Below are 24,204 nucleotides of genomic sequence, written 5' to 3'. Positions count from 1 at the left end.
CCCGGCCGGTGAGGAGCGTTATGAAAGCCATCTTCGACGAAACCCAACGCCAGCATGATCCCAAGCATTTCATGGCCAATGGGGTCGTTCTGCCCAGTCCGGAACAGCCCGCCCGCATTGATGCGCTGATGACCGGGGCAGAGAATGCCGGTTGCGCCTTCACCGCTGCGGAAGATCATGGCATGGGGCCGTTGTCGATTGTGCACAGTGTTGAATATCTGTCCTTTCTGGAAACCATCCACACACGCTGGTCCCGGATTGAGGGGGCGTCGGATGAGGTTATTCCAAACATCCATCCTGACCGTCGTTTTGCCAGCTACCCGAAATCTGCTGTCGGTCAGGCGGGATATCACCAGGCAGACACGGCCTGCCCAATCGCGGCAGGCACCTGGCAGGCGGCATATTGGTCGGCGCAATCTGCCCTGACTGCCGCTGATCTGGTGATCGATGGAGACCGCGCCGCCTATGCCCTGTGTCGCCCACCGGGCCATCATGCCTTTGCCGATATGGCAGGCGGCTTCTGCTTCCTGAACAATGCTGCGATTGCAGCGGAACAATGCGTGCGTGCGGGCATGCGCCCGGTCATTCTGGATGTCGATGTTCATCACGGCAATGGCACCCAGGGGATTTTCTATCACCGCAGCGATGTCTTCACCGTGTCGGTTCATGCCGACCCGATCCGCTTTTACCCTTTCTTCTGGGGCCATGCGCATGAGCGCGGTGATGGCCCTGGCCTGGGCTATAATCTGAACATCCCCCTGACGCGCGGCACCTCCGATTCCGATTATATGGAAGCCTTGGAACCTGGCCTGAATGCGATCCGCAGTTTTGGGCCAGATGTCGTAATCGTGGCCCTGGGCCTGGATGCCTATGAAGAAGACCCGCTGAAAGGTCTGGCGATCACGACGGAAGGCTTCGGTCGCATCGGAGCGGCGATTGGGGGATTGGCCCTGCCCACTCTGTTGATTCAGGAAGGGGGCTATCTGTCCGATGCCCTGGGTGCGAATCTGACCAGCGTGCTGAAAGGCTTTGAAAGCGTATGAGCAAGACCGCCGATATCATCGTCATCGGAGGAGGCATTGCCGGGATCGGCGCAGCGGCCATGATGGCATCGGATGCAAAAGTCATCGTGCTGGAAACCGAAGATGTTATCGGCAGCCATTCCACGGGACGATCCGCAGCGATCTATATCCGCAACTATGGCAATGCGACACTGCGCGCACTGAATGCCGCATCAGAGCCGCTGTTACAAAACCCAGAAAAGATTGGGGAAACGTCCGTCCTGTCCCCAAGAGGGGAAATGCTGGTTGCCCGGGAAGAAGAGATTCCAGAGCTTGAAGCCTATCTGAATGGGGCGGAAGGGATTGAACGCCTGTCCCCGGCCGAAGCCATCAATCTGTTCCCCCTGTTGCGGGAAGAGGCTGTTGCCGCCGCAGCGATTGAACGATCCGCCCAGGATATCGATGTGGACAGGCTGTTTCAGGCCTTTGCCCGCACCCTGCGCCATGCCGGTGGGGAGATTATCACCAAGGCCCCGGTTACCGCCCTGACACGCGCGGGGTCTGTCTGGCATATCAAGACACCACAGGGCACTTTTGAAGCCCCCATTGTTGTCAATGCAGCAGGGGGCTGGGCCGATACTATTGCCAGGATGGCGGGACTGAAGCCCCTTGGCCTGACCCCCATGCGGCGATCCGCAGCGCTGCTGCCCGCCCCGGATGGTTATGACATCACCCATTGGCCGCTGGTCGCCAGCGCGTCTGAGACCTGGTATGCCAAGCCGGAGGCCGGGCTGCTGATCGTTTCCCCTGCGGATGAAGACCCGGTTGAGGCACATGACGCCTGGGCCGATGATATGGTGCTGGCGGAAGGGCTGGACCGATTTGAACAATCAATGAAGATGACCGTAACCCGGGTGGAACGCAGTTGGGCAGGCTTGCGCACCTTCGCCCCTGATCGCACACCGGTCGTTGGATTCTCCCCACAGGCAGAGGGATTCTTCTGGCTGGCAGGACAGGGCGGGTACGGCATTCAAACCTCCCCCGCCCTATCCCAACTGGCCGCAGATTTGTGCCTGGGCCGTGATAGTGCCCTTGGGGCCACAGTCCTGGAAGCCCTGTCCCCGGCCAGACTGGCTTGATCTGACCGGGGATTGAAACGCTAGTGTGGTGCGCTTACCGACCCTTGCGATAGTATTCCTGGGCAGCGGCAACACCAGATCCCAACTGGATGGGGTAATCCAAATCCTTCATTGCCATTTCAATCGTCGCCAACCCAGACAGCATCAATGTATCCGTCAGCATGCCCAAATGACCGATCCGGAAGACCGTGCCAGCCACCTTCCCCAAACCGACACCATAGGAAACGCCATAAGTCTTATAGGCGTGATTGACCAATTCATTGCTGTCAAAGCCATCTGGCACGTATATCGCGCTGACTGAATCAGAATTGAATTCAGGTTTCGTCGCACACAGGCGCAGGCCCCAGGCCTGTACTGCCAAACGCACACCTTCGGCCAGACGATGGTGCCGGGCAAAGACCTGATCCAGTCCTTCTTCCAACAGCATAGCGACGCTTTCGCGCAATCCCATGATCAAGGGCACGGGCGGGGTATAGGGAAAATTCCCCTTCGCATTTGCGGTGGCCATATCACGAATATCGAAGAAACAGCGGGGGCATTTCGCGATCTCAGCGGCTGCGAATGCCTTTGGACTGACGCCAACAATCGCCATGCCGGTCGCCAGCATGAACCCCTTTTGCGAGCCACTAACCGCCAGGTCAACACCCCAATCATCCATACGGAAATCAATCGATCCCAAGGAGCTGACCGCATCGACATACAGCAGTGCTGGATGCTGTGCTGTGTCCATCGCTTTGCGTACCGCCGCAACATCACTGGTAACACCGGTTGCGGTTTCATTATGGGTCACCAGGACTGCTTTGATCTTGTGGTTGGTATCAGCAGCCAGGCGTTTGCCATATTCATCCGCCGGGGCACCTTCGCCCCAGGCGCAATCAATCACATCCACGTCCAGGCCAAGATGCTGGCACATCTCAATCCAACGATGGGAGAACATGCCAAAGCGCGCGATCAGAACCCTGTCACCGGGCGATAGCGTATTGGTCAGGGCCGCTTCCCACCCACCGGTGCCACTTGCCGGGAAGGTGATTACTGTCCCTGCTTCGGTTTTGAATATCTTCTTCAAATCCGCCAGCAACGGTTCCAGTATCTTAACGAAATCAGGGGCACGATGATCCATGGTAGGGACATTCATCGCATGGCGCAGACGTTCCGGAATGTTTGTCGGGCCGGGAATAAAGACAGGATTTTGTGTGGACATGGACGTTCCTCGGAAAAAGGTTTTTATGATTTTGAGCTTTTTAGGCAGACAATTAAATCAACACAATTATTCTACACACAGGTCTTGACTATCGACGGCAATACACTCGACAGCCAAATACATCGATAAAAATAAAAATCCACCCCCTGCACTAACCACAGTGATCAGACGTTAAACTTTATCGGGAATGGGGTCTTTGCAAATCTCTCTTATGCAGGAGCGCAGCCAACGATGCACCGGATCTGCATCCATTCGGGGGTGCCAGAACAAGGATATGAAAAAGCCAGGCATCGGAAACGGTAAGGGAAAGCTGAACAGGCCGTCCCGCAAGTGCTCCGTAAAACGCTCCGGCACCGTCGCGATCAGATCAGATTTCTGAACCAGAGCCAAAGCGGTCGTGAATTCCTCCACCACGATTGCGATATCCCGACCCTGCGTCATGGCTTTCAACATCTCATCTGGGCGCGATGCGTCGGGACTGCGCCGTGCAACCAATATATGCCGCCCCTTAGAAAATCGATCCACTGTCACGTCGCCTTGGCTCAAGAAATGACCGTGTCGCACAACACAGATAAATCGGTCTTCGTACAGGGACTGCATGCGCACTTCAGGACCGGTCAATATGTCCAGAACCCCGGTTTCCAGATCAACGGACCCATCACGCAGTGCCTCCGAATCCTTGTTGGATTTATGCACGAACCGAAGACAAATTCCCGGTGCTTCCTGCTGAATTCGCTCCAACAGCCTGAGGGCGTAACTTTCAACAAATCCACCCCGTGTGCGGATTGTGAAAGTTCTGGTCACGGTCTTTAAATCCGGCACTTCTGTTGGGCTGAGGACCCGTGCGGCCTCCTGCACCAATGTTGATACGGAATCGCGCATTTCTAAGGCGCGCGCGGTTGGGACAAGCCCCCTGCCCGCCCGAACCAGCAAGGGATCACCCGTTGCCTCCCGCAGTCGGGACAACGCCCGGCTCATCGCGGAAGCACTCAGATTCAAACGCTTCGCCGCCCGCGTGACACTGCCTTCCGACAGCAGCACGTCCAGCGTAATCAGCAAATTCATATCGGGCCGTATCATCGCAGAAGGATAACACAGTTCGATCCATTTGGTATGGCGTTAAACGCAATAATAAAATGTAAATGATGCACCTTCCGCAATACCAGGAAGCGGGTTAAATTTCACCAATAGCAAACACAATTCGTTCAAGGTCGGAGTCTTCTGTGAGTTTCAATTCACCATCCCCTACCACACCCACACCGCCACGCAGCACGTCCCCCTGGGCGCTTGTCGCATTGGCGGTCTCTATGTTGCTTGCATCGCTGGGTGTCAGCATCGCAAATGTCGCCCTGCCCGCAATTGCGGAAGCCTTCGATGCGCCCTTCCATACGGTTCAATGGGTGGTGCTGGCCTATCTGCTGGCGATAACAATCATGATCGTCACGGCGGGTCGCTTAGGGGATATTCTGGGTCATAAACGTGTCCTGACCGGTGGCTTGATTCTATTCACCCTGGCTTCCCTTCTGTGCGGGGCCTCTCCAACGCTGCCCATTTTGATTGCCGCCCGCGCGTTACAGGGTGTTGGGGCTGCCGTCCTTATGGCATTAAGCCTGGCCCTGATCCGCGACACGGTGCCGCCTGAAAAAATTGGCACGGCAATGGGGCTGATGGGAACAATGTCCGCTATTGGCACCGCATTGGGCCCCTCTCTGGGCGGATTGTTGCTGGCAGGCCCAGGATGGCATGCGATATTCCTGATCGTCGTGCCCTTGGGCCTTGTGAACACAGTGTTGGTTCTGCGCACGATCCCGGCACATGACGCACGGGTCAAAGATACGCGATCCAGACTTGATGGATGGGGAACACTTTTCCTCGCAGGGGCCCTGGGCACCTATGCATTGGCCGTAACAATTGGCAACGGAACGCTGGAATGGCTTAACATTGGATTGATTATAGCGTGTGCCATCACGATAGGATTGTTTATCCGGGTCGAAAAGGCTGCATCGGCCCCGTTGATCGAATTATCCGCACTGCGCGATTTAAGTCTAACCACCGGCCTGATTACCAATTTCTGCGTCGCGACCGTTATGATGGCGACCCTGGTCGTGTTCCCGTTCTATCTTTCGCTTGCCTTGGGCCTGAACGCGGCGCTGGTCGGATTGATCCTGACGGTTGGCCCGGTCCTGTCCGTAATCTGCGGCGTCCCATCAGGATGGCTGGTTGATCAATTGGGCGTATCCAGGATCATGTTCCTGGGGTTGTTTGCGATGGTTCTGGGTTGCCTGGCCCTGGCCCTTATGCCCACAGAGTTTGGCATCATCGGCTACATCGCCGCCATCGCAGTATTGTCGCCAGGCTATCAATTATTCCAATCAGCAAATAACACAGCGATCATGTCTCCCGTCCCGACCGATCAGCGCGGCGTTATTTCCGGTATGCTGAATTTGTCCCGTAATCTGGGGCTGATCACAGGGGCCGCTGTGATGGGGACGATTTTTACCTATGGCGTTGGCAGGTCCGATATTGTCAAAGCGGCCCCGACGGCCGTTGCAACGGGAATGCACACAACCTTTGCTGTGGCGACCCTTATAATTGCCTCTGCCCTGTGCCTGGCGATCATAACCTACAAACGCGCATCGGGTAGGGTCCCGTTAGAGACCCCGCAACACTAAGCAGCCCCGTCATACTCATAGGTTTCACGCGCTTGTTCAATGGTCAGAAAGCCATCTTCAATATCCTGGCGCACAGCATCCCGGGGCCGGTCTTTCGGGGAACCATACCCCCCGCCGCCTGCCTGTTTTAGGGTAAGAACGCTGTTGGGGGGCAGGCGGAAAGATCCCTGCCCACTGGTTTCCCGCCCGTCGATCAGATGCGCCCTGGGCGCGCCATTTCCACCCCCGAACAGTCCTTTCGCGGGGAAGCGGGTGCGGTTGGACATGGCATGTACGGTTACATCCTGACCAGTCATATTGCGCATGGATACGACCTGACCAACGCCGCCGCGATACTGTCCCACACCACCGGAATCGGGACGCAGGATCTTTTCTTCAACGCGCAGGCCACTCAGCGATTCAAACACTTCAATCGGGGTTGTGCCCATATTGGACGATCCAGGCGTTGTCTGTCGCCCATCCAACCCCTGCAACGCGCCAAAGCCCCCAGCAGCGCAATACGTCACCGACATGCCCGACCCGTCCGGCAAATGCCCTTGCAAGGTCAGGAAATCAATCAGGCCACTATCTGCCGCAACCTGATCGGGCAGAATCTTAGACACCGTGTCAAAGACCAGCGGCACCACGAAATGCCCGATTGCATGACGCCCTGCCGATGGGGCGGGCGGTACCGCATTCAGGATACAGCCGACCGGGGCGGAAACCTCAATCAGGGCAGAGGAGCCCTCATTATTGGGAATCATGGGTGTTGTCAGGCACTTTGCAGCATACAGCGCCATGGAGCGCGTATAGCAGATCGGCACGTTCGAGCCGAACCGAACACAGCCTTCCGTGCCGGTAAAATCAATAGACAAACGGTCGCCAAGCTTTTTCACGGTACAGACCAGACGCCTGGTTTCCTCCCCCGCTTCCACCAGCACTTCGCCGGTATGCTGTCCGTCCGGCCAGGCCAGCAAGGCCTGACGCAAGGCGTCTTCCGATTGTTGCAGGATCGCATTGGCCAGCGGCTCCAGAGAAGAGCAGCCGTAGGTTTCCATGAAATCCACCACCTGTCTGGTCACGACGGAGGTGCAACTGATATTGGCGTGAATATCGCCGATCACCTGATCGGGCACCCGCACATTCAGGCGGATCAGGTTCATGAAATCCTGATTGACCACACCGGCTTTCACCAGTTTTACGACGGGAAGCCGCAGCCCCTCGTGATAAATCTCCGTCGCGGAGGCGGAAAAGCCCATCCCCCCGATATCGGGCAAATGGCTGATGCTCATAGCATAGCCGACCAGATCACCCTTCAGATAAATCGGGCGCATCACCGCGATATCATACATATGACCGGTGCCAAATACCGGATCATTGGACACAACAACATCCCCTGCTTCCAGGCTTTCCGGTGGGATTTTGTCCAGCATATGGCGCAGGGTAGTTGATGCCGTTCCGATAAAAACCGGAATACATTTTGCGGATTGTGCGATGATCCGCCCCCGCAAATCAAAAATCAGAACAGACAGATCAAACCCTTCCCGAACCAACGTGGAAAAGGATGTACGCACCAGGGCCGCAGCCCCTTCATCTGTGATGGAGATAAGCCGATCCCACATGATGGAAAGATCGATAGCGTCGAAAGACTGAGGGGCAGACATTCCACCAAACTCCTAAAATAATTCGTTAAGCCTGACCGATTTCGGCCATCAAATGACCACTGGGATGAACCGAAGCCGTATCCCCCGCATCCAACAACACCGTGGATTCGTTTTCCTCGACCAGGCAAGGACCTTCCACGACATCCCCTGCGCGCAATAAATATCGATCATAGACCGGACAATCGATCATTCCACCGGCCAGTCCGAAATAGGCCTGGCGATGCCCCTTCAAGGCATCTTTCGATACGGTGCGGGAGGTTACTTCTCCCCCAATCAGGGGAAAATCAGGATCGGGGCCACGGGCCTCCACCTTCCAACTGACAATTTCCAGGGGCAGGTCCAGCAAGGTTTCGAAGACGTCACGATAGGCCACCTCAAACAAGGGGCGCAGCTGGGACACCAGATCGACTGATGAAACCCCATCGGGCAGGCGGATTTCAATATCATAACCCTGGCCGCAATATCGCATGTCCAAACGCCGATCCAGGGTAATCTGGGATCGGGACAGATTGTTTTCCAACAGGTAGGACATCGCCGACGTCTCAACCGGGGCCATGGCCGCATCGAAACTGTCGGCATCCAGGTCATCGATCTTCATGCGATTTGATCGAACGGTTTCAAATGCCATGGCACCAACCAGCATGCCAAAGGCGGACATGACACCAGCACCGGCTGGAAAGATCACTTTCGGCACCATCAGCTTCCGGGCGATCCGCGCGGCATGCAACGGTCCCCCGCCTCCGGATGCCGTCATCACGGCCCGACGATAGTCAAATCCCCGCTCTGTCGCATGAACGCGAAAGGCGCGGCTGATATCTTCGTTGGCGACATCATGGGCACCCCAGGCGGCGCGAATGACATCCAGATTCAAAGGATCTGCATATCGGGAAATGGCACCCTGTGCCGCCCCTGCATCCAGCGTCATGCGGCCGCCCAGAAAGCCTTTTGGATCCAGATATCCCAGCGTCAAATTGGCATCGGTCAGTGTTGCATCATGCCCCCCGCGCCCATAGCAGGCGGGACCGGGTTCAGAACTGGCACTGCGCGGCCCAACCCGAAGTCTGTTCAGGCTGTCGATTGACACGATGCTGCCACCACCCGACCCGATTTCACACATATCGATGACAGGAATACGCAACTGCAAACCACTGCCGCTTTTATGCTTATAGGTTCGCGCTGCCTCAAATTCATAGGTCTTATAGGGCAGGCCCTTCTTGACCAGGGCTCCCTTGGCGGTTGTTCCCCCCAGATCAAACGACAACAGATTATCAATACCAAGATCCCGCCCAAGACGAGCAGACATCAGAACCCCTGCCGCAGGCCCTGATTCCAACAGGCGGACCGGGAATCGTCGCGCTGTGTCCGGCGTCGTCAATCCACCACTGGAACCGATAATGACCAACTGACCGTGATATCCTAAATCCTCCAATCCCTGTTCAAGCCGCTTTAAATAGGCATCCACCAAGGGCTGCGAATAGGCGTTCGCACAGGTCGTCGTCCATCGTTCGAATTCACGGGCATAGGGGAAAACGTCTGAAGATGTGCCGGCGAACAGATTCGGAAACCGCCGGGCGACGATCTGGCGGCTTTGTTCTTCGTGATCGGGATTGGCATAGGAATGCATATAGCAAATCGCAATCGCCTCCACGCCCTGCTGTTCCACCAGATCTGCGACCTTCTGTTCGACCTCTGCCGGATCCAGGGGGGTTAGTACGCTGCCATCATGCCAAATCCTTTCGCCAATCTCCGCCCTCAGCGCCCGTGGCACCAGCGGCTCGGCAAATTGCAGGCGCAGGTCATACAGGTCATAGCGTTGTTCTTGACCAATATCGAATGTGTCGCGAAAGCCCTGGGTAACCAGCATGCCGACACGCGCGCCCCGCCGTTCGATCAGCGCATTCGTGACCAACGTCGTGCCATGCACGATTTCGGTGATGTCATTGATGGAGAGATCATTTTCCTGAACGATGGTCGCAGCCCCTTCCAATACGGCGCGGGCCGGATCTCGCGGTGTCGTCAGCCGCTTGTGAACTGCGGTCGCACCATCAGGTCGGATGAGGGCAAAATCTGTAAAAGTTCCACCAATATCAATGCCCAAGCGTGCCATAATGCCCCTTTTTATACTGTCAAAAAAGCGTGCCCTTCTGCCATTTCCCGAACCAGCAGATGCAGCGACCGTTATGGTCTATCCGGGGGCGGCAGAATGCTCCCTCTATACCATCGATCTGGCAACGTCCATGGTGAAGACGGAAGAACACTTTCAACTAAATGAGGGACCTTGCCGGAGCGCTAGAATCCTACACCAGTGTTTCTAAAACGACAGAATACAGGGTCAGGCGACCCCGGCAAGGGAACGGGCTTGATCCCAGATTGCATCGCTTAGATCGACGGGATCACTCTCTTCCTTGCCCTGTCCAGGCATCCGGGTGCCCTCGTCCAGGGCCACACCTTCCTGAACCTGGCGCAAGCGATCAAAAAATGCGCCTGAGACATCGGGATCCATTAACAGATAGTACTGCCCCAGATCATGCGGGGGACCATCGGGGGCCTTCAGCGGTTTGACATCCCGACTAACCACGCCGCCGGTCAGCCCGGCTGCCAGCAATTCAGCCATCAAGCCAAATCCCCAGCCTTTATATCCCCCTAGACTGACCAGTGAGCCGGCAATCGCCGCTTCCGGATCTGTGGTCGGTTGTCCGTCGGCATCCACGGCCCAGCCTTCGGGTATCCTCTGACCCGCAGCCTTGGCCATTGTGATCTTCCCCAATGCAACGGTGCTGGTGGACTGGTCAAACTGCATCGCCAGCCCCCCTATTCCATCCGGTACGGAAAACGCGATCGGATTGGTACCAATCACCCTAGTTTTACCCCCAGGCGCTGCCACGATAGGAGAGGCATTGGTAAATCCCATTCCAATCAAGCCTTTACGCGCTATTTGTTCGGTGAAGTATCCCAGTGATGTGCAGGTGTGGGCGTGACCAATTGCCAGGCTTGCGACGCCACAATCACGGGCTGCTGCAACCGCGACCGGAAGGCCGCGCGAAAAAGCCGGTTGCGCAAATCCAAAACAGGCATCCACGCTGACAGCGCCCGGACGTGGATGGGTGACGATTGGATCGACCGTGCCTTTCACGCGACCACTGGTGAGTTGCAGGCAATAGCTTTCCAGATAGTAGAGACCACAAATACGGTTTCCAACGGCCTCTGCCTTTCGAACCGCCCGCGCGACATCACCGGCTATCCAGGGCAAAGCACCATGCTTTTCCAGCGCTTTCCTGGTTACTGTTTCTATATCAGCCAGCGATACCAATGCCATTGTTTACCAACCCTTTTCTGAAATTCCAAACCGATCCGCTGCCAACCTTGTGTCCGCTTTGCCCTATTTACGCGCTGCGGCCGCCTCTTCGCGCCATAAATCCCAGGGGCGCTTCACCTGTGCCTCGATTGTGTCGGAACAGGTCTGGCATTCGCCCGGGGTCAGATAACGAACCGTTCCCATTTGCGTGGCTTGGATCTGATAGCGGGCATTCAATTCGGCATAGACCGCGCGATAGACCGCCTGTTGGATCGATCCGCCGACCACGGTTGAACCATGGCCCCGCATCAAGACGATATCTGAATTGGCAAAGCAATCCGCCAGGGCGCGCCCCTTATCGCGATCACTGATCAAAAGGCTGGTGGCATCGCCAAACTCTTCCCGAATTTCAAATATCGGGGCTGCCTGGCCAATAAATCCAGCCATATGAAACATGGCGCGCAGCGGTGTGGATTCCACCACCGTCAATGGGACAATGGCATGGGAATGACTGTGAACAATGGACTGAACATCGGGCCGCTGGCGATAGATTTCACCATGAATGAAGCGTTCCAGATAGACCCGGCGCGCTTCTGATCCGACAGGGTCTCCGTTCAGGGTGAATTCAACAATATCATCCTCTGTCACCTGACCCGGTGCCATGTTCCGCGCCAGCAGAAAATGGTCTGGATTGTTTTCATGCCGGACACTTATATGACCGAATGCATCGACCACGCCCTGATCATAAAGAATATGATTTGCCGCGACCAAATCCTCCAGAATGGCATTGGATATGCCGGAAGCATGTCGTGGTGATGTCTGTGTCATTGCAATTGCCTCTTTTTGATTGTTCCCACCCATTTAACCGCCACACAAGGGGATGACATCCCATCCGCCAATCATGTGCAAAAACGTGACCCTGTTCTAATGCATTAAAATCAGGAAGTCCAAATGCGATCATCATCCACCGATTATCAGAGATCGCCTGCCTTATGACAGAAAAGGGCCGCAGTCGACTGTGACTGCGGCCCCGGTTAATCGAATGCTTTCAATCGATCAGTAACCACCCTTTTGCGCGGGTTTAACCAACACCAGGGTTAGAACCCAGAACACCAGCCCCCCGATAACTGCGGAAGGCAAGGATGCTGTCAGCACTTCATAGGGTGTTTTGCTGACATAGGTCAGCGGGTCCAGCAGATAGACATAGGTCACGAAGCCAGCCGCCATGGCCAGCAAGGCCGCTGGATTGAACCCGCCCCAATAATAGTAAGGCGCTGTGCTGGATCCATCATACAGGCCCCGAACACTGAGACGCTGTTTACGCAGGATCAGATAATCAACAATCTGGATCCCACATAACGGCGCAAAGAATACCCCGATGAAGGCCAGGAAGGTTCCAAAATTGTTGAAGAACAGATCCGGCACCACCACCCCGATCAAAGCAACCGGCACCAATGCCAACAACAAGGTGACCTTCCAGGACAGTTTCCCAATGCCAGGTACGCTTTTCAGACCAACAGCGGTCGCATAAACTCCGATAATTGCCGTTCCCAGATTGGCCGCGATCACAAAGACAAGAGCGATGGTGCCATAGAATGTACCACCCAATTGGACCATCCAGGCGGAGGGGTCTGAGGTTTCCAACGCCAGGATCGCCGCAAGACCGATCAGGCTTAACAACGGAACGGGCAATCCCATACCCAACATGGCCGGCATGCTGGCCGTGCTGGCATTTGGCGCAACACGCACCATCGCACCGATATAGGGCCACCAGGACAACAGACTGACGATCCCGATTTCAATACCGGTCACATAGTCCCATTGGATATCGCCTGATGCATAGGCTGGCTTGGCCTCTGCCACCGCAGCGCCGTTTTGTGTCAGCAGCAGATAAACCATCCACAGGCCAACGCCGACAATGAAGAAGAACAGAATATTGGATGCCCGTTCGATGCCGCTCTTGCCGGTCAACAGAACACCATAGACAACGGCACAGGCCACCAAAGTGGCAACCGGAAGGATCACATCTGTGGCCCCTTCCCCGACAAGACCGGTTGTCAGCAACAATTGAACAACAGACTTACCAAAGAAGATCAGCAACAGAGAGTTCCATCCAATGATGGACGCATACTGAAGGAAGACCGTGATGATCCACCCACGCGACCCGAATTGGGGGCGCGCTGCCACGATGGAATCAATGCCATAGCGTGTTGCCGCAGGGACCACCGCTAGGGTCACCAACAACATGCCGATCATGGCACCGGCTGTCATGGTGGCAAAACCCTGTTTCAGGTTCAGATAGTATCCGACATATTCCCCAATGATATAGCACCAGGTAGCAGAAGCCGCGACCAGCAAGACAATGCCCAGTTCAATGCGGCCCCAGGTTCGTTCGGACTTTACCAATGGCCAATTGCTTTCATCAGCCGAATCTTTTGACGTATCGGTCATCTTACCACCCCCACAGCAATAACAGCACCGGGCCAATGATGCCGGTCAACGCCAGCAACAGCCAATCCACACCTGTGAACCCAGCCCCTTGATTTTCCGGTTGTTCCAATTCCTGAATCCGGCGCTCCAATTCCGCCGGTAACGGTTCATCTGACATCCCCACTCTCCCTCTTTATGCGGAAATCACATCCGCGTGTTGTGGCTATTTCCCCGGATATGATTCCGCATCCGCATAGGGGAACCACCAAAAATCCTGAGCCTCACAGCTAGGATCGATCATCACCATCTTGGTTTTGCGGAAGGTTTCGATACCCTCTGGACCCAATTGACGGCCAACACCGCTCATCTTGGTGCCGCCAAAGGGCCCGGCATCATTATCCAGCAAGGGCGCGTTCACCCAGACCATCCCCGCTTCGAAATCTTCCGCGGCGCGGATGCCTTCCTTCAGGTCGGTCGTATAGATATTCGCCCCCAACCCGTATTTGGAAGCATTGGCCAGGGCCATACCTTCCTCATAACTGGACACCCGACAGATCGGGGCCACGGGACCGAAACTTTCATTGTGGAACAAAGACATGTCTGGTGTGCAATCGACCAGCACGGTCGGTTCGACAAACCAACCGCGATTAAAATCGCTGGGGCGCCCGCCGCCGATTGCTGGCTTGGCCCCCTGAGCATAAGCGTTCTTCATCAGGGCTTCATAGCGGTCCCGCTCTTTCATCGACACCATGGGACCCATATCGACCTTGTCTAAACCATTGCCCAGACGGATCTTCTTCGTTTCTTCCACCAGCTTTTCGACAAAGGCATCATGGATTGCCTCATGCACATAAAAGCGTTCCGCCGAAACGCAGATCTGTCCGCAATTCATATAGGCGGAAAATGCGGCCGCCCGCGCCGTCAAATCCAGCGGGGCAGATGGCATCACCAGGAACGGGTCATTACCCGACGTCTCAATCAGACACGGCTTCATTAATTCGCCACAGGTCCGTGACACGATTTTTCCAACCGGAACGCTGCCAGTAAAGGCAACGACATGGGTATGATCATGTTCAATCAGATGCTTGCCGACATTTGCACCGCCACACACGATTTGGAACAGTCCTTTGGGCAGGGCCGAAAAAGCCTCAGCGAACAGCAGCGTCGTAATGGACGTGTATTCCGACGGCTTCACCACGACCGCATTGCCCGCCGCCAGGGCTGCCCCGGCTTCCCAGGCCAACAGCACCATTGGGTAGTTAAACGGCATGATCATCGCCGCCACACCCAGGGGCTGCTTCAGCGTATAGTGAAACTGTCCCGCCGTGGCCGGGCCCATCACGCGACCCATGTCATTGCGCCCAATCTCTGCACTATAGCGGAGGGAATGGACACACCAGTCCACTTCATCCAGAGATTCTTTATAGGGTTTGCCCATTTCGCGGGTCAGTGATTCTGCAAGAATGGGGCGCATTTTGTGGATTGCATCCGCTACTTCATGCATTGCATGGGCGCGATCCACGCCAGACCCGGCCCACCATTTCTTCTGTGCCGCATTGGCAACAGCGATAGCGTCGTCCAGTTCAGCCGCAGGGGTTTCCGGGATTTCTGCAATAACCTGCTCTGTCGCCGGGTCGATAATAGGGATCTGCGTCGTGGCTTTGCTGGCCTGAAAGGCGCTGTCGACGTAATTATGCCCGGAAAGCTTCTTCATCCGTGCCAGTACATCCGTCATAATCTTTCTCCAATCTTCATAGTCGAATACGGTCGTTTTTGGGGTCATAGAAGGGTTTGAACTGAACCTCCGCGCGGAACCGCTCGCAGGCGACTTCCACTTCAAAATCCCCACTGTTCAGGAAATCCAGAGTGACGCCATCTGCAGAACTGACATAGCCCATACCCAATGAGGCCTCGATCCGATGGCCATAGCCGCCGGATGTGATGGAACCAACGATCTGGCCATTACGAAGAATGGGCTCTTCGTGATACAGCAGGGGTGCATTGCCACCCCCCGCCAGTCGAACCTGAACCAGACGACGGTTCGGCACGCCCTTTTCCTTGGCCCGCAGCACTGCATCACGGCCGATAAAATCTATTGGCTTGTCATAGGCTACGGCAAATCCAAGGCCCGCCTGAATTGGGGTATCCTCTTCGCCGATGTCATGGCCCCAATGACGATAACCCTTTTCCATGCGCATGCTGTTGATGGCAAAGAAGCCCCCGTGTTTCAGGCCAAATGGCGAACCGTTTTTCACCAGCGTGTCAAAAACATGCAGAGCGAATTCTGCGGGCATGTATAGCTCGTATCCCAGCTCGCCAACAAAGGTCAGGCGATTGATCCGCACCCGCCCATACCCGATTTCGATTTCGCGGCTGTGGCCAAAGGGTACCATGTCATTCCCCAGATCTTCCCCGGATACAGCCTCCAGCAGGGCGCGGGATTTCGGGCCCATCAGCGCCAACATCGGCATGGCGGATGTCACATCAAACAGAATGGCATGGGCGTCATCCGGGATATGCCGGTGCAGCCATGAAAAATCCCTGGTCTGGGAGGTCGCAATCGTCACAATCAGGAAGGAGGTTTCCCCCAGGCGGGTGATCGTCACATCAGCTTCGATGCCCCCCCGCTCGTTCAGCCACTGGGTATAGACAACTTTCCCGACAGCAACATCGACATTTCCGGCTGATACCCGGTTCAAAACGGCACAGGCATCACGTCCTTCCAATCGAAATTTCACGAAACAGCTTTGATCGAACAAGGTCACATTTTCTGCGGTGTTCAAAGATTCCTGCTTTGCCGCCCCGAACCAGTTCTGCGGCCCATAGGAATACTCAATATGTGATGAAATCTGATCGGTTGAAAAATACCCCGGACGCTCAAACCCGGCGGCCTCCGTCATACTGGCCCCGATGGTCAGCAAACGGTCATGGAAGGGAGACCGGCGCACATCGCGGGCCGTGGCATATTGCCGATAAGGCCAATGCATCTGAAACAACAGGCCCAGTGTTTCCGTGGTTCTGTCATACAGATAGGTTTTGTTGGACTGGAATGGCTGCATGCGGCGGACATCCACATCGGCCAGTTCAAATGGCGCATGCCCGTCATGGATCCATTGCGCCAGAGCCTTGCCAACCCCACCGGATGACAGGATCCCAACCGAATTGAAACCACAGGCACAAAACAGATTCCGGACCTCTGGCGTTTCGCCTAACAGATATCGGTCATCCGGGGTAAAGCTTTCCGGCCCGTTGAAGAACAGTTGAATGCCGGTATTTTCCAGCGCCGGCATACGCTTGATCGCCATTTCAAGAATTGGTTCGAAATGATCAAAGTCTTCCGGCAGCGAATCGAAACAGAAATCTTCGGAGATACCATTATGGCCCCAGGGTTTCGCCTCTGGTTCAAAACATCCCAATAGCAGCTTTCCGGCGTCTTCCTTGTAATAGGAGCATTCATCCCCCAGGAACAGCACCGGCAGGTTGGGTTGCAATCCCTCCATCGGTTCCGTGACGATGTAGAAATGCTCTGCGGCATGCAGGGGCAGATTGACACCGATATCGGCCGCCAAATCCCGTGACCACATACCACCCGCGATCACAACCTTATCAGCCCTTAACAGACCACCATCAATTTCGACCCCGATCACGCGGCCGTTTTCCGTGACAATGCGCTGAACCTTTGTATTTTCCTGGATTCGCACACCCTTGTTCCGCGCGCCTTTCGCCATGGCCATGGTGACGTCTGCGGGATTGACCTGGCCGTCCTTGGGCATCCAGATGCCGCCGACAATGTCATCCACCGTGATCAGAGGATAGCGTTCCTTGATTTCGCCGGGCGTCATCACATCAGCTGCCAGCCCGAAATTACGGGCCATCGACACACCGCGCTTCAATTCCTCAAACCGCGCCGGAGTCTTTGCCAGACGAAAAGATCCATTCTGTTTGAAGCCCGTTGCCTGACCGGTTTCGGCTTCAAGGCTGGAAAACAGCTCCCCAGTATATTTTGCCAATTCGGTCATATTGCGCGTGGCGCGCAATTGTGTGACCAGCCCAGCGGCATGCCAAGTCGTGCCACTGGTCAGCTGCTTGCGTTCGCACAGAACGACATCGGTTATGCCTAATTTCGCCAGATGATAGGCGATTGAACAACCAGCGACTCCACCGCCGATAACAACCACATCTGCCCGTTCCGGTATGCTCATCAACCCCTCCAACTGACTCAATTGAGATATTTATATATCACGATAGTGAATTTTTATAGTAAAAATATCACTGCACTGCAGCATGACATCAGAATATTCACGGTCTTTGACATATCGAGACATGCTGCACTATTTATGGGATCATGGTTTGGTCCCAAACAGGAGTTTCTCTGCGTGAAAAAATTGCCGAAGCTTGTGCGTCCCTCAAACCAGATGGGTTTGGCCTCTTCCGCCGAAGACACGACTGTGGACCTGTCAGAGTTTTTAGATCTGGATGAGCGGGTCGGGAAAGAGATCCGGCAACTACGCAAGGCGCGTGACACGACAATCTCTGAACTCAGCGAGGCCACCAATTTGTCGCCAGGCTATCTCAGTCAGATAGAACGCGGCATTTCCAGCCCCTCGGTGAAGGCCCTACATTCAATCAGCCGGGCCCTGGGCGTAACCATAAGCTGGTTCTTTTCACCGGCGGCAGACGATGATGATGGATTGCGCGACGTTGTGGTGCGCGCCAATCGCCGTCGGCGCCTGACATTTTCCAGCGGTATCTCCGACGAATTACTGTCCCCAAATCTAGGGCGGGAGCTTGAGCTTTTGCGCTGCACCTTTGGGCCGGGGTCAGAAAGCGGGGCAGAGCCCTATCAACATCGGGGCGAGGAATCTGGAATCGTCATCTCTGGCACCCTGCATCTGTGGATCGGCGATAAGCATGTGATCCTGAATGAAGGCGACAGCTTCGCCTTTTCCAGTGACACGCCCCATCGCTATGCCAACCCGACGGACAACGAGACAATCGTCATCTGGGCGATCACGCCCCCGTCTTACTGACAGGTGCCCGTGGCTGGTCGCTTGTCAGCACATCGAAGATAGGGTTAACCGACGCTTTGCAGAAATTCTTTCGTTCGCGCCATTTTGGGGGCAGAGAGAACCTGTTCTGGATTGCCTTGTTCGACAACGACACCGCCATCCATGAATACCACCGTGTCCGCCACTTCACGGGCAAAAGCCATTTCATGCGTGACGACAACCATTGTCATGCCACCTTTGGCTAGATCGCGCATGACCTGCAGAACTTCCCCCACCAGTTCCGGGTCCAGCGCAGATGTAGGCTCGTCAAACAGGATCAGTTTTGGTTCCATCGCCAGGGCCCTGGCGATTGCGACCCGCTGTTGCTGGCCGCCGGACAGTCGGTTCGGGAAAACATCCGCCTTATCTTTCAGCCCCACCCTGTCCAGGAGCTCCATCGCCAGATCGCGCGCAGCGTCCTTCTTCATCCGCCGCACGGCAACAGGCCCTTCCATAACATTCTTCAGGGCCGTCTTATGGGCAAAGAGATTAAAATGCTGAAACACCATGCCGATATGGGCGCGACGCGCGGCAGCCTCTTTCTCTCGCAATTCAATCAGGTAATCGCCTTCACGATTATAGCCGACCAGTTCCCCATCCACCGACAGCCAGCCACCATCAATTTTTTCAAGATTGTTGATACAGCGCAGAAAAGTGGATTTGCCGGATCCGGACGGGCCGATCAGGCAAACCACCTGACCGCGATCCACCACAAGGTCGATGCCTTTCAGGACCTGAAGGGCGCCAAAAGATTTGATCACGCCTTCGGCCCAGACCATGGGTTCATTACTTGTCATGTCAGTACTCATAAACGTGTCGGGTCTCCACCCTTTGATTGTCGCTCAATTGGTGCTGCGGAAGCCGCGCCCCAGCTTGTGCTCAAGGAAATATTGCCCAACCGAAAGAAGCGAGCAGATCGAGAGGTACCAAAGGCTGGCAACGATCAGCAGCGGAATAACCTCAAAGGTGCGGGCATAGATTGTCTGGGCAGAATACAACAATTCCGGAAGGGCGATAACGCTGACCAGAGATGTTGTTTTCAGCATCAGGATCACCTGGTTCCCGGTTGCCGGTACGATAACGCGCAGCGCCTGCGGCAGGGTAATGCGCCAAAAGACTTGAAGACGACGCATGCCGATTGCTGTTGCCGCTTCGCTTTGCCCCTGACCAACGGCAAGGATTCCACCGCGAATAATCTCCGCCATATAGGCGCTTTCATGCAGGGCCAACCCCAGAAGCGCGGCCATAAAGGGTGTAATGGCATTCCCCGAAAGCGTGAAGAACGTCTCTCCACCGGGCAGGCCAATCTCAACCTCTGGATATAGGGCGGAAATATTGAACCAGAAGATCAACTGGACCAGCAGTGGTGTTCCCCGGAACAACCATTTATACGCAGCGACAAAGCTGCGCAGCCAACGATCCTCTGACAGCATCATAAGCGCCAGGAACACGCCAATAATCGTTCCCAGCACCATAGAAATGACCGTCAATTCGATCGTTGTCCAAAGCCCTTTGAGAATGATTGCGCTGGTGAGATATTTAAAGACCACATCCCATTGGAAATTTGGATTTGTTGCACTCATCCAAATCAGCCCAAAGACGAATAATGCCAAGGCTGCATCGGCCGCCAGACGCCCATAGGACGTCCGCTGAACGATCTTCAATGCGTCTCTCTCCGAACGCTTCCCGGCCCCTTGTGAGGGGGGCCGGGTCGCTTCTTTATTGGCCGTAGTCATTTATTCTCCGTTAATCAGCGGCGCATCCAGGGCCAATTCACCGATATGCCAATCGTCCAGAATCTTCTGATAGGTTCCGTCCGCAATCAGGGCTTCAGCGGCGGCCTTAAAGACCTGCGCCATCGGGTCCCCCTTGCGGAATGCAAAGCCTGACACACCCGACAGGTCTGCCGTCGGTGCCTTTTCAAACAGATCATCATTCAGGCGCACCATATACCCCGCATAGGGTGCTCCATCCAGCCAGCCATCGATACGACCGGTCTTAACCGCCAGGCTGCCTTCATTTGGACCGGCAAAATTCAGCACCTCAAACGCCTCTTTGCCATTTGCAGAACACTCTTCCTGAAGGCGCGGAACCAGTTCAAGCCCTTGTTTCGATCCTGTGGCTACCCCGATTTTGTGCCCACACAGATCATGCAGGTCCAGACCGCTTGGATTTCCCTTTTTCACCATGACCGCAGTGCCGGTTTGCTGAAAATCAACAATATCCATCTTTTCGCGGCGTTCCGGGGAATCATGAAAGTAAGACATGTCATAGCGTTCGCTCAGAATGCCCGCAATGATACCCGCGAATTTCGATGATTCCGACGTAACCGGAATCCCGAGCTTTACGGCGATAGCCTTTTGAAAATCCAGGACATAGCCAACCATTTCACCCTTATCGTCGATGAAATAGCTGGGGGGATATTGTGGGTCATAAACCGCCACGATCCCGTCCTTGTATGCCTCTGGCACTTGTGCATGCAGGGCCGCATCAGCGCCCGCCGGCAGATCCTGGGCAAATGTCGCCTGTGAGGACAGCATCAGGCCCGCAGCAATCGCGACCATCTTCGGGAACCAATAGAATTGTGATGGGTGTGTGTGCATCATTTTACCTCACTTCTGTTCTGAATGATTATGTTTATGGGAGTGTTCTCTGGTCAGAGAATACGGTCCACCAACCTGGCCCAGCCGTTTTCTTCCGTGGCATGCCAGTCCGACGTGGTGAAGGTCACCGAAACGATCTCTTTGATTTCCAGGTCCGCAAGACCGCAATAATCCAGCTCATGCTGTGGCCATTTATTGAATTTAACGCTGCCCTTGCCGATCTTCTTTTCCAGCAGGGTCACATCCGAAGATGTGTCGCGGTTCAGGACTTCCGCAAATCCCATCCCTTCCCGGGATGCGTCGGGCAGCAATCGCAGCAGGTAATGCGGCGTCAGGTTAAGCGGCTCTGCTTCGGTCACGGTGGCATCTGGAGTCCATTCCAGTTCAACCACCGGCGTCGATCCCAGTTTCACAACGGATCGAATGCCGCCATTTTCAAGCCTGTCGAACGAGATATCGCTGACAAGCTTTGGATACCCCCATTTCTCACGCCCCCCCATCACCAAGCGATTTAAGTTTTCAAACTCAACAATCGGATGTCCGCCTCGCTTCCCCTTATACTCCATCGGCACGATAACGATGATATCCTTGAAGGGAACGACGGCATTGTTGCTGTAATCCGATGCAGAAATGAAAATCCTGTCGCCAACGGGGGTGAACGGCGTGTTGGCGAGGTTCTGTTCAATCCAATCTGGATCGACACGAAGATCAAAGCTGATCGCGGGAAGGTTCGGACAATGACTGGGAACCGTCGTTCCATAGGGCAATCGTTTGTATAGTTGAGAGGACGTAAAACCTTCACGCATACCAGGTCTCCATAACGGATTGATTCAGGGGGATCGTTGACAAAAACTGTTGTGTACGGCATCCCTATAAAGTGTTCATTAAGATGAACGTTCATTTAAATGAACACCCGTGTCAAAAATGAGTCAAGAGCAATTTTACCCGTATTTTGTACGTTTCTTCCCTGGGCAGTGATGGGCGGCACGAATACTATTATGGATACCCTCACCCCTTTTCGAAGGTTGCCGCATATGCGCATTCATGAGTTCTGCTTTCATATCAGGCCCTGCTTTCCTCAGTTTCAGCTTGGGAAATAGCCGTATGAGCAAAGATGCAAAATCCACCGCGCAAGACAGCTTCGCCCGGCATGTGGGCCAGCGCATTCGGTATTTTCGGGGGCTTCAGGATATTTCACTCTCTGAGCTATCGCGTCGCTCCGGGATTGCGAAGGGCACGCTATCGAAGCTTGAATCCGGCAGCGGCAATCCGACAATCGTTACACTGGGCGCGCTGGCCGGAATCCTGAACATTACGCCCGGCGATTTTATGGAGCCGCGCAACGGGGCGCCGCGAGATCAAAGCGGATGGAAAAAACTGGCCGGTCCGGGCATCACCATGCTGTTTCTGCATAAGATCGTGGCGGCAAAAAGTTGGGATATATATGAAACCAACATCCCACAGACCGACGCCCCTATCTATTCCGCCACGCATGGGGGAATAGAGCATTTGATCATGATAGAAGGTGTTGCAGATGTCGGCCCCGTCGATGCACCAACCCGCCTTAACCCCGGCGAACGCGTCGCATTCCCCGGAGACAAACCCCACCTATATTTTGCAATCGGGGGGCCCTGCACGGCCCTGCTGATGATGGAGCACCCAGCCAAACGGGCATAAACACCCGTGTTTTCGTGTATCCAGACCTGATACAGCCAGCGTGACTATAATTCAAAAAATTACCTTATATCTTCTCGTAGTTTTCCATAAATCAAAGAATCTATTCTATTACCTTCGAACAATATCTGCTTGCGTCTTGTTCCCTCTATAGCAAATCCATTATTCTCCAATACTTTCGATGACGCCACATTATTACTGTAAGAACCGGCTGTAACCTTCATTAACCCCACTTCATTGAATGCTATCCCCACCACAGCATCGATAATCAGGGTTGCAATGCCTTTTCCCCAGTATTCCTTATCACCGATGAAATAACTGATATCGGAAACAAGGTGATGAAAATTAATCGGTCCCAGCTTGATGTTACCAATATGCTTGGAATTGTAAAAAATGCCAAAAAGCACATCCGTTTCAGAATTAAGCTTGCTCAGAACAAATCCTTTAACGTCATCCATCGTATGCGTTAGGAACTTTTGCTCGGTAAATCTGGTGATATCATAGTCGTTCATCCAGCTTACATAGTCATGCGTAACCTGCTGCGGCTCCAGCGCCTTTAATGAAACGTTTTCATCCGACAGAACATACACTTTGCGCTTAATCGCTGATAATTTGATTACTTCAGCCATCGCTGCAAACCCCAAACAGAATTAAACAGAACACTATCGCGCTACAGGGCACTAATCAGCACCGGACCTCGCCTGATCCAAATAGGTCTGTGATTCTGCCTCAGCCAGATTGTGATAGGTTCCCACAGAGGGGCCCTTCTGAATTACAAGAAAATACTCGTAGAATCTCTCAGGGGGTTCCTCAACATATGTGAAACTTGCGAAATCGCCCCGTCTTGGAAAATAATAACTGGCCAGAATCTCATGCCCATTATCCGCCAATTGCGCCCTTAGCTTCGACACATCTGTGAAATAGTTTGGATGCCCCTTCCGTCGGGCGCCAATTTCCGCATCCAGGGCTGGCTTATCATCCTTGTGATAAAAGTGCCCCTTACCTGTTAAGTATAGATGCCCTCCCGGCTTTAGAACCCGCAACAACTCCCCCAAAGCTTCATTCTGATAGGTCGCATCAAATACGGCCAGGATCGCGACATTATCGAAAAAAGCATCCTCAAACGGCAGAGATTCCGCCTCACTGACCTGTATACTTTTAACATCCGGGTCGTCGGACCAGGCACGCATCGCTTCTGCAATCATGCTTTCAGAGATATCAACGCCACACACATCGAGCCCCATTGCTTTATAGAGCGGGAACATACGCCCCCAGGCACAGCCCACATCCAGAAGGGAACCTGCTCTTGTTGGGGTCTTGGCGAACACGCGTTCATAGACGGAATCATCTTCCGTCTTAGGGTCGCCCTGGATCACACTGCTGGTGCCCCCCTCGCTTGCCTCTTCGACGCGCTTCTTCCAGTAAGCCGTATATTGGGCATCCCAATAGCGCTTCCTGCTGCTTCTATCTCCGGTCATGATGTCCTCTTTACCTATGC

The 24,204-nt window shown here is 54.6% G+C and carries 21 protein-coding genes; 5 read left to right on the top strand and 16 right to left on the bottom strand.

Translation table 11 applies throughout. The features are described from left to right. The first annotated feature begins 20 nt into the window (after positions 1-20). Both ACOSDM_RS02140 and ACOSDM_RS02135 read left to right on the top strand, forming a co-directional pair. Entirely contained in the window at positions 21-1,043 is a 1,023-nt protein-coding gene (locus ACOSDM_RS02140; protein ID WP_420722828.1) for a histone deacetylase family protein, read from the top strand. Further along, the gene (locus tag ACOSDM_RS02135; RefSeq protein WP_420722827.1) at positions 1,040-2,140 is read left to right on the top strand and encodes an NAD(P)/FAD-dependent oxidoreductase; all 1,101 of its coding nucleotides are present in this window, start codon (positions 1,040-1,042) and stop codon (positions 2,138-2,140) included. Before ACOSDM_RS02140 ends, ACOSDM_RS02135 begins: the two co-directional genes overlap by 4 nt. A gap of 34 nt (positions 2,141-2,174) precedes the next feature. Here the strand turns inward: ACOSDM_RS02135 and bhcA are convergent, their stop codons facing one another. Continuing rightward, the gene (bhcA, locus tag ACOSDM_RS02130; RefSeq protein ID WP_420722826.1) at positions 2,175-3,341 is read right to left on the bottom strand and encodes an L-aspartate--glyoxylate aminotransferase BhcA; all 1,167 of its coding nucleotides are present in this window, start codon (positions 3,339-3,341) and stop codon (positions 2,175-2,177) included. 171 nt (positions 3,342-3,512) lie between these two features. Next, the gene (locus ACOSDM_RS02125) at positions 3,513-4,406 is read right to left on the bottom strand and encodes a LysR family transcriptional regulator (RefSeq protein ID WP_420722825.1); all 894 of its coding nucleotides are present in this window, start codon (positions 4,404-4,406) and stop codon (positions 3,513-3,515) included. Between the two features lie 158 nt (positions 4,407-4,564). On the opposite strand from ACOSDM_RS02125, the gene ACOSDM_RS02120 reads away from it, so the two are divergent. After that, positions 4,565-6,013, top strand: coding sequence for an MFS transporter (locus ACOSDM_RS02120; protein WP_420722824.1), 1,449 nt, complete (start codon positions 4,565-4,567; stop codon positions 6,011-6,013). Here ACOSDM_RS02120 and ACOSDM_RS02115 read toward each other — a convergent pair. The 8 genes from ACOSDM_RS02115 to ACOSDM_RS02080 form a co-directional block, all read right to left on the bottom strand. Then, a complete protein-coding gene (locus tag ACOSDM_RS02115) occupies positions 6,010-7,656 on the bottom strand; it encodes a hydantoinase B/oxoprolinase family protein (protein WP_420722823.1) in 1,647 nt (548 codons plus the stop codon). The genes ACOSDM_RS02120 and ACOSDM_RS02115 overlap by 4 nt on opposite strands. A gap of 25 nt (positions 7,657-7,681) precedes the next feature. Then, complete coding sequence (locus ACOSDM_RS02110; RefSeq protein ID WP_420722822.1) at positions 7,682-9,763, bottom strand: hydantoinase/oxoprolinase family protein; 2,082 nt, start codon at positions 9,761-9,763, stop codon at positions 7,682-7,684. Positions 9,764-9,988: 225 nt separating this feature from the next. After that, positions 9,989-10,972 (bottom strand): Ldh family oxidoreductase, encoded by a 984-nt coding sequence (locus tag ACOSDM_RS02105; protein ID WP_420722821.1) that lies wholly within the window; start codon positions 10,970-10,972, stop codon positions 9,989-9,991. Positions 10,973-11,035: 63 nt separating this feature from the next. Then, entirely contained in the window at positions 11,036-11,779 is a 744-nt protein-coding gene (locus ACOSDM_RS02100) for a class II aldolase/adducin family protein (RefSeq protein ID WP_420722820.1), read from the bottom strand. A 228-nt stretch (positions 11,780-12,007) separates the two neighbouring features. Further along, a complete protein-coding gene (locus ACOSDM_RS02095) occupies positions 12,008-13,402 on the bottom strand; it encodes a purine-cytosine permease family protein (RefSeq protein ID WP_420722819.1) in 1,395 nt (464 codons plus the stop codon). Between the two features lies 1 nt (position 13,403). Then, the gene (locus tag ACOSDM_RS02090) at positions 13,404-13,559 is read right to left on the bottom strand and encodes a hypothetical protein (RefSeq protein ID WP_420722818.1); all 156 of its coding nucleotides are present in this window, start codon (positions 13,557-13,559) and stop codon (positions 13,404-13,406) included. A 45-nt stretch (positions 13,560-13,604) separates the two neighbouring features. Continuing rightward, entirely contained in the window at positions 13,605-15,116 is a 1,512-nt protein-coding gene (locus ACOSDM_RS02085; RefSeq protein ID WP_420722817.1) for an aldehyde dehydrogenase family protein, read from the bottom strand. A 16-nt stretch (positions 15,117-15,132) separates the two neighbouring features. Beyond that, a complete protein-coding gene (locus ACOSDM_RS02080; RefSeq protein WP_420722816.1) occupies positions 15,133-17,583 on the bottom strand; it encodes a GcvT family protein in 2,451 nt (816 codons plus the stop codon). Positions 17,584-17,757: 174 nt separating this feature from the next. Here ACOSDM_RS02080 and ACOSDM_RS02075 point away from each other — a divergent pair, with 174 nt between their 5' ends. Beyond that, positions 17,758-18,411 carry a helix-turn-helix domain-containing protein gene (locus tag ACOSDM_RS02075; protein WP_420722815.1) on the top strand — a complete coding sequence of 218 codons (654 nt, stop codon included), beginning with the start codon at positions 17,758-17,760 and terminating at the stop codon, positions 18,409-18,411. 44 nt (positions 18,412-18,455) lie between these two features. Here the strand turns inward: ACOSDM_RS02075 and ACOSDM_RS02070 are convergent, their stop codons facing one another. From ACOSDM_RS02070 to ACOSDM_RS02055, 4 genes are read right to left on the bottom strand one after another with little or no spacing between them, the layout of a single operon-like run. Then, entirely contained in the window at positions 18,456-19,226 is a 771-nt protein-coding gene (locus ACOSDM_RS02070; RefSeq protein WP_420722814.1) for an amino acid ABC transporter ATP-binding protein, read from the bottom strand. Between the two features lie 45 nt (positions 19,227-19,271). Then, the gene (locus ACOSDM_RS02065; RefSeq protein ID WP_420722813.1) at positions 19,272-20,165 is read right to left on the bottom strand and encodes an amino acid ABC transporter permease; all 894 of its coding nucleotides are present in this window, start codon (positions 20,163-20,165) and stop codon (positions 19,272-19,274) included. Then, positions 20,166-21,035, bottom strand: coding sequence for a transporter substrate-binding domain-containing protein (locus tag ACOSDM_RS02060; RefSeq protein WP_420722812.1), 870 nt, complete (start codon positions 21,033-21,035; stop codon positions 20,166-20,168). Positions 21,036-21,085: 50 nt separating this feature from the next. Beyond that, complete coding sequence (locus ACOSDM_RS02055; protein ID WP_420722811.1) at positions 21,086-21,838, bottom strand: acetoacetate decarboxylase family protein; 753 nt, start codon at positions 21,836-21,838, stop codon at positions 21,086-21,088. Positions 21,839-22,136: 298 nt separating this feature from the next. On the opposite strand from ACOSDM_RS02055, the gene ACOSDM_RS02050 reads away from it, so the two are divergent. Further along, positions 22,137-22,709, top strand: a complete 573-nt coding sequence (locus tag ACOSDM_RS02050) for a helix-turn-helix domain-containing protein (protein WP_420722810.1) — start codon at positions 22,137-22,139, stop codon at positions 22,707-22,709. Between the two features lie 59 nt (positions 22,710-22,768). On the opposite strand, the gene ACOSDM_RS02045 is transcribed toward ACOSDM_RS02050, so the two are convergent. Continuing rightward, positions 22,769-23,335 (bottom strand): GNAT family N-acetyltransferase, encoded by a 567-nt coding sequence (locus ACOSDM_RS02045; protein WP_420722809.1) that lies wholly within the window; start codon positions 23,333-23,335, stop codon positions 22,769-22,771. Positions 23,336-23,386: 51 nt separating this feature from the next. Then, positions 23,387-24,184 (bottom strand): class I SAM-dependent methyltransferase, encoded by a 798-nt coding sequence (locus ACOSDM_RS02040; RefSeq protein WP_420722808.1) that lies wholly within the window; start codon positions 24,182-24,184, stop codon positions 23,387-23,389. Positions 24,185-24,204 lie beyond the last annotated feature (20 nt).

The organism is Hwanghaeella sp. LZ110, from assembly GCF_048892525.1.
Lineage (GTDB): Bacteria > Pseudomonadota > Alphaproteobacteria > UBA8366 > Aestuariispiraceae > Pacificispira.
The sequence above is the reverse complement of the archived record's forward strand: the minus strand, read 5'-3'. Positions and strand labels throughout refer to the sequence as shown.